The organism is Polaromonas sp. P1_G4 (assembly GCF_056405475.1).
Map to the genome: position 1 here is coordinate 1 of NZ_JBFUCA010000948.1, position 836 is coordinate 836.

Consider the following 836-nt stretch of genomic DNA (forward strand, 5'->3'; position numbering starts at 1 on the left):
GGGAAAAAGAAGAAGACGCAAGGGAAGGGGGCGTCGTCGCCGAAGTGGGGGTCGCGGCCAAGGCAGGTCTCCTGTCAAAACTGCCTGCATGGTAGTCGTAACAAGGGGCGCTACAAAGCCTGCCGGGTACTCTAGGGGACAGGCTCTACCCCGTCTTGGGGCTAACCCTGAGCGGCGGCACCCCTACGCCGCCTGCCGTGATGTGCTATTGATTTAATAGCTGCTTGCGCCCATCCTGATTGGCTTACCGGCTGTTTTTCTTGAAGCAGGGGCCTTGGATGCCGGATGCCTGCCGATGTGGGTATACCGGAGTACGACCTTGCGGTGTTGTCTGACACCCGCCCTTAGCCGGTGCTGGTACTTTGAAGCTTCGATTTCTGGAGCACCCATGGCAAAAAGCAACACCAGCCCGACACGCGCCAAGACCGGCGAAGGCGCGACGGTGCCGCATCCTCCGCACAGCGAGCCGGACGATGAAGCAGATGGCAACGATGCCAGTACCTTGATTGAAAACCCGGTGAAGCCCGGAAAGGCCGGCAAGCTCAAGCAGCACAGCTTTCCCGACGGTGGCGGCAGCGGCGGCGCCGAGGCTTTCCGGCGCGGGCCGGGCCGGGGGAAGCCTTCGCCCGGGGTTTGATTGGGGTTGGCCGGCGTTTGATCGGGGCCTGATGAAACTCGCGACCTTTAACGTCAACGGCATCAAGACGCGGTTGCCGCAGTTGCTGGACTGGCTGGCCAAAGAATCGCCGGACGTGGTGTGCCTGCAGRAATTAAAAGCGCTGGACGGTGTGTTTCCCCAGGCCGAGCTGCGGGAAGCGGGTTACGGCGCTTTATGG

The 836-nt window shown here is 61.8% G+C and carries 2 protein-coding genes; both read left to right on the forward strand.

From position 1 onward, the window contains the following. Window positions 1-388 precede the first annotated feature (388 nt). A complete protein-coding gene (locus tag AC1D1X_RS24655) occupies window positions 389-637 on the forward strand; it encodes a hypothetical protein (RefSeq protein WP_477670955.1) in 249 nt (82 codons plus the stop codon). A gap of 31 nt (window positions 638-668) precedes the next feature. Continuing rightward, on the forward strand, window positions 669-836 hold a 168-nt coding region (locus AC1D1X_RS24660), incomplete at its 3' end, for an endonuclease/exonuclease/phosphatase family protein (RefSeq protein WP_477699536.1).